The organism is Clostridium sp., assembly GCF_040797585.1.
Taxonomy (GTDB): domain Bacteria; phylum Bacillota; class Clostridia; order Clostridiales; family Clostridiaceae; genus Clostridium_Z.
The window spans coordinates 1-5,411 of the sequence record NZ_JBFNEO010000189.1 but is presented as its reverse complement, the minus strand read 5'-3'; the positions used below and the strand labels follow the sequence as shown (position 1 = coordinate 5,411).

Below are 5,411 nucleotides of genomic sequence, written 5' to 3'. Positions count from 1 at the left end.
GTTTTTGATTAAAAACTTATATTATATACTACTTAAAATCCAAGATTTTAAAGGGTTTAAGTATATGTATAAGTTAAGATTCAAGCTAAAAACCCTATAGGAGAAGTGAAATTATTCATTTTTTTATTTATATATTTGGAGGGGATAATATGAAAATATTATTATTAGAGGACGATGAGGCTTTGGCATTAGGAATAGAATTTACTTTAAAGGGAGAAGGGTATCAAGTTATAAGGTGCTCACTTGTTAGTGAAGCTATTAAGATTTTTCAAGAAGATAAATTTGATTTAGCTATATTAGATATAAATCTTCCAGATGGCAGTGGGTATGATGTCTGTAGATTTATGAGGGAGAGAAGTAATATACCTATAATATTTCTAACTGCATTGGATGATGAAGTGAATGTAGTATTAGGACTTGAAATAGGAGGAGATGATTATATAACCAAGCCTTTTAGGGTTAGAGAGCTAGTATCAAGAATAAAAGTTATATTTAGGCGTTTAAATAATGATAATGTGGAATTAAATTATTTAAGGTCAGGAGACATAGAACTAAATAAAAAGACTGCTACTGTAAAGGTAAGAGGAAAAGAGGTACTTTTTACCGCTCAAGAATATAAGCTTTTATTAATTTTTATGAATAATCATGGAAGAGTTTTAGAAAGAGATGTAATATTAGATAAGCTTTTAGAAGGGAATGGAAGCTTTGTAGATTCTAATACCCTTTCTGTTTATATAAAAAGAATTAGAGAAAAGATTGAAGAAAACCCTAAGGAGTTAAGGTATATTTCCACAGTGAGAGGTATTGGATATAAATGGGGTGAGGTAGTTAGTAAGGAGTAATAAATATGCGTTATTTAATAAATAAAGAGGTTAGAGTTTCTTTAAAATATGTAATAATCATTATATGCATAGCTTTAGGGCTGAATATTCTTTTTCTGAATATAAAGTTCGATGAAATAAAGAAAGGCTATATAAGATCACAGGAAGCTTTAGTGGGACGAATTTATAATATTAATCCTTCTAATATAGAAAATATAATACCTGTAATAACAAAAGGATATAGTAAAGAAGATGAAATAGTTGGTAAGGATATATTAAAAAATTATGGATATTATGAAGACTTAGAGGTGGAATTTGTTCCAGAAATTTATAATGCTTTAAAGGATGCCAGGCTAAATATTATAATATCATTTATTGTAAGTGGATTAGTGATACTTAGTATAGTATATCTAAGCTTTAAGTCAATTTATAATAATATAATAAGTCTAACAGAAGATATGAAGCAGGTTTTAGAAGGCGATTTGAGAGACAACAGTAGTAATATGGAAGGGGATCTTGGTAAATTAGAGTTTGCATTTAATGATGTTAAGAAAAGACTTAGAACTAACATAGATAAGTTAAGTAAAGAGAAAATATTTTTAGTTGAATTATTGTCAGATATATCTCATCAACTTAAGACTCCTTTATCTTCTCTTATGGTGTTTAATGATATATTAAGCGAAAGAGAGCTTTCAATGAGTCAACAGATAGACTTTCTAGATAATTCTAGAATACAACTTAATAGAATGGAATGGCTTATAAAAAATCTTTTAAAGCTTGCTAAGTTAGATGCAGGAGCAATAGTTTTTAATAAAAAATATGATAGTTTAAATAAAAGTATAAAAGAGTCAATAGAAGCCCTTAATCAAAAAGCTTTAGATAATAAGATTAGAATATTATTTAATGAAGAAGAAGTTTTTATGGTTCATGATAAAGAATGGTTCGAAGAAGCATTAATTAATATTATAAAAAATGGAATAGAGCATAATAAAGAAGGAGGGTATGTGAAAGTATCCTTAGAAGATAATTCTTTATGTAATAAGATTATTATTGAAGATAATGGGGACGGAATAGATAAAGAAGAGATATCAAAAATATTTATAAGGTTTTATAAAAGTAAAAATAATAGGAGTAAGGAATCTGTGGGAATAGGATTAGCCTTAAGTAAATCCATAGTGGAATCTCATGGGGGGATAATAGAAGTAGAAAGTGAGTTGGATATGTTTACAAGATTTACAATTACTTTTTTAAAGTATTAAAGTAACTTATTATGATAGTTAAATTTTAAAATAGACTCAATGGCTGATTTAAGATTTTAAGTTACAAAACTCAGCTTTTGAATTTAGAGTTTTTTATATATCTTATATATCTTATATATAAAGATAATTCACATATAGAAATTTATTTATATATAAGAATATATGTTCTATTAATAGAATACATGTGATAAAATTTATATATGTTTTCCGTGACAATTTTTAAGTTATGCATGTGTTGAAAACATAGTGTAACAAAATGAAAATTATGGATATAGGGCAAACATTAAGTTAATAAATCCATAGAATTTCTAACTGAAAACTCATTTTATACATTAATTAATATCTTCAATTTTCAAGAGGTTAATTAATGTATAAGTTAAGATTCAAGCTGAAAACCCTATAATGCCTTTAAAAATAAAGTTACAAGGAGGTTTATGATAAATATTATGGAAGAATTTAAGATTGTTTCAAAATTTAAGCCAAGAGGTGATCAGCCTCAGGCTGTAGATAAATTAGCTACTGCTATAGAAAAGGGAGATAAGTTTCAAACTCTTCTTGGAGTTACAGGATCAGGTAAAACTTTTACCATGGCTAATATAATAGAAAGAGTAAAGAAGCCAACTCTTGTTCTTGCACATAATAAAACTTTAGCAGCTCAGTTATGTTCAGAGTTTAAAGAGTTTTTCCCTAATAATGCTGTAGAGTATTTTGTATCTTATTATGATTATTATCAACCAGAAGCTTATGTTCCTCAAACAGATACATTTATAGAGAAAGATGCATCTATTAATGATGAAATAGATAAATTAAGACACTCAGCTACTTCTGCTCTTTTGGAAAGACGAGATGTAATAATAGTTGCTTCAGTATCCTGTATATATGGACTAGGTAATCCAGAGGAGTATAAAAAACTTACCATATCATTAAGACCAGGTATGGTAAAAGACAGGGATGAAATAATAAAGAAGCTTGTAGAGATTCAATACGAAAGAAATGAGATAGATTTTTCTAGAGGTACATTTAGAGTACGTGGAGATGTTTTAGATATTATACCAGCTTCGTCTAGTAGCAAAGGAATAAGAGTAGAGTTTTTTGGAGATGAAATTGATAAAATAAGAGAGTTTGATGTGTTAACTGGAAATATATTAGCTGATAGAAAACATATTTCCATATTCCCAGCGTCTCACTTTGCTACCTCAGCTGATAAGATTGAAGGTGCAGTAAAGGAGATAGAAGGAGAACTTGAAAATAGGCTTAAAGCCTTAATATCACAAGATAAGCTTTTAGAGGCTCAAAGATTAAAGCAAAGAACGAATTTTGATATAGAAATGATAAGAGAAATGGGATATTGTAGTGGAATAGAAAATTATTCTAGAATATTTGATGGAAGAGTGCCAGGTAGCCCACCTCTTACTCTTATGGACTATTTTCCAGATGATTTCTTACTGTTTATAGATGAGAGTCATGTAACTATGCCTCAAGTTAAGGCTATGTATGGAGGAGATAGATCAAGAAAGGACTCACTAGTTGAGTATGGATTTAGACTACCTTCTGCTTATGATAATAGACCATTAAAGTTTAACGAATTTGAACAAAAGTTGAGTCAGGTAGTCTTTGTAAGTGCAACACCAGCTGCCTATGAGATGGAACATTCAGAGACTGTAGCAGAACAAATAATAAGACCAACAGGACTTTTAGACCCAGAGATTGAGGTAAGACCTATAAAGGGACAAATTGATGATTTATATGAAGAAATAAATAAAACTATAGAGAAGGGATTTAGGATTTTGGTTACTACTCTTACAAAGAGGATGTCTGAGGACTTAACCAAATATCTTAAAGAGCTTAATGTAAAAACTACATATCTTCATTCAGATATAGACACTATAGAAAGAATGAAAATAATAAAGGATTTAAGAACAGGGGAGTTTGATGTTTTAGTAGGAATTAACCTACTTAGAGAGGGACTAGATATACCAGAGGTGGCTTTAGTTGCTATATTAGATGCAGATAAAGAAGGATTCTTAAGATCAGAAACAGCTTTAATCCAGACCATAGGTAGAGCAGCAAGAAACTCAGAAAGTAAGGTTATAATGTATGCAGATACCATAACTAGATCAATGGATAAAGCAATTAGTGAGACAAATAGAAGAAGAGAAATACAGATGGAATATAATGAAAAGCATGGAATAGTTCCAACAACGGTAAAGAAAGATGTTAGAGAGATAATAGAAACCTCGACAGTAGTAGATGATAATAAAGAGACTAAGTTAAAAGAAAATATTATGACAAAAGAAGACATAAAAAATCTTATAGATGGATATACTAAGGAAATGATGGAGGCAGCTAAGAATCTGGAGTTTGAAAAGGCCGCTAAACTTAGAGATCAGATTGATGAGCTGAAAAAGAATTTATAAAATTTAATTTAAAACTATTTACATTATAACTTATCAGTTGTATAATTAAGATAAGTTATTAAACGATAATTATTATCTATTACTTAAGTTATTAGGAGGTTTTTGTATGTTAGTTGAATTATGCATGAACAACGAAGGTCATGAGGAAATAGAAAAGTTAATAAAGGAAAAAGCGCCAGATACAGAAGTAGAAATTCAAGGATGCTTAGGATATTGTCACGTATGTGCTACAGGAAGAAGCTTTGCATTTGTTGATGGAGATCCAGTAGAAGCAGAATCAGCGGAAGAATTAGTAGAAGAAATACTTTCTAAATAGTTATAAGAAACTAAAAACTCTAGCTCAATAATGAGTTAGAGTTTTTTATATTTGGGGACGGTTAACAACTTTTTTTATTAAAAACAAATAAATTAAAGAATTAATTCTATTAGTACTGGGGACAGTTAACAATTTATTTGATTTTTAAAAGTAATAAATTAAGGTGTTAATTGCAAAAGGATTTAGAAATAGCTTAAGTTTAAGAATAATATCATATCTTCATGTCTATAATCCATGTAAGGAGAGTGATATTATGCCAAGGTTGGCGAGAGTTAAGTGTGAGGATGGTATATATCATATAATGGTTAGGAGTATAAGCGAAGTAAATCTTTTTAATGATAATGAAGATAAATGTAAATATATGAGCATATTAAAGCATTATCAAAAAATGTATTTATTTAAAGTATATGCTTATTGTTTAATGAGCAATCATGGTCATTTTATAATAGATGTTAATGGAGCAGATATTTCTAAAATAATGCATTGTATAAATTTTAAATATGCTAGATACTTTAATACAAAATATAAGAGACATGGTCATCTGTTTCAAGATAGGTTTAAGAGTAAGTTAATAAAAGATGATAGATATTTATATACT

The 5,411-nt window shown here is 28.7% G+C and carries 5 protein-coding genes; all 5 read left to right on the top strand.

The genetic code is table 11. The features are described from left to right. Nucleotides 1–149 precede the first annotated feature (149 nt). Nucleotides 150–842, top strand: a complete 693-nt coding sequence (locus AB2369_RS10965; RefSeq protein ID WP_367666520.1) for a response regulator transcription factor — start codon at nt 150–152, stop codon at nt 840–842. 5 nt (nt 843–847) lie between these two features. Further along, a complete protein-coding gene (locus AB2369_RS10960; protein ID WP_367666519.1) occupies nt 848–2,080 on the top strand; it encodes an ATP-binding protein in 1,233 nt (410 codons plus the stop codon). A gap of 446 nt (nt 2,081–2,526) precedes the next feature. Beyond that, entirely contained in the window at nt 2,527–4,497 is a 1,971-nt protein-coding gene (uvrB, locus tag AB2369_RS10955; protein WP_367666521.1) for an excinuclease ABC subunit UvrB, read from the top strand. A gap of 106 nt (nt 4,498–4,603) precedes the next feature. Further along, the gene (locus AB2369_RS10950; RefSeq protein WP_367666518.1) at nt 4,604–4,813 is read left to right on the top strand and encodes a DUF1450 domain-containing protein; all 210 of its coding nucleotides are present in this window, start codon (nt 4,604–4,606) and stop codon (nt 4,811–4,813) included. A gap of 253 nt (nt 4,814–5,066) precedes the next feature. Next, nucleotides 5,067–5,411: transposase (locus AB2369_RS10945; RefSeq protein WP_367666517.1), on the top strand; the 345-nt coding region annotated here is incomplete at its 3' end.

What these genes read in the sequence shown, in the direction of transcription:
- AB2369_RS10950 (WP_367666518.1), top strand. Translation starts at nt 4,604, where the DNA reads ATGTTAGTTGAATTATGCATGAACAACGAAGGTCATGAGGAAATAGAA.
- AB2369_RS10965 (WP_367666520.1), top strand. Translation starts at nt 150, where the DNA reads ATGAAAATATTATTATTAGAGGACGATGAGGCTTTGGCATTAGGAATA.
- uvrB (WP_367666521.1), top strand. Translation starts at nt 2,527, where the DNA reads ATGGAAGAATTTAAGATTGTTTCAAAATTTAAGCCAAGAGGTGATCAG.
- AB2369_RS10960 (WP_367666519.1), top strand. Translation starts at nt 848, where the DNA reads ATGCGTTATTTAATAAATAAAGAGGTTAGAGTTTCTTTAAAATATGTA.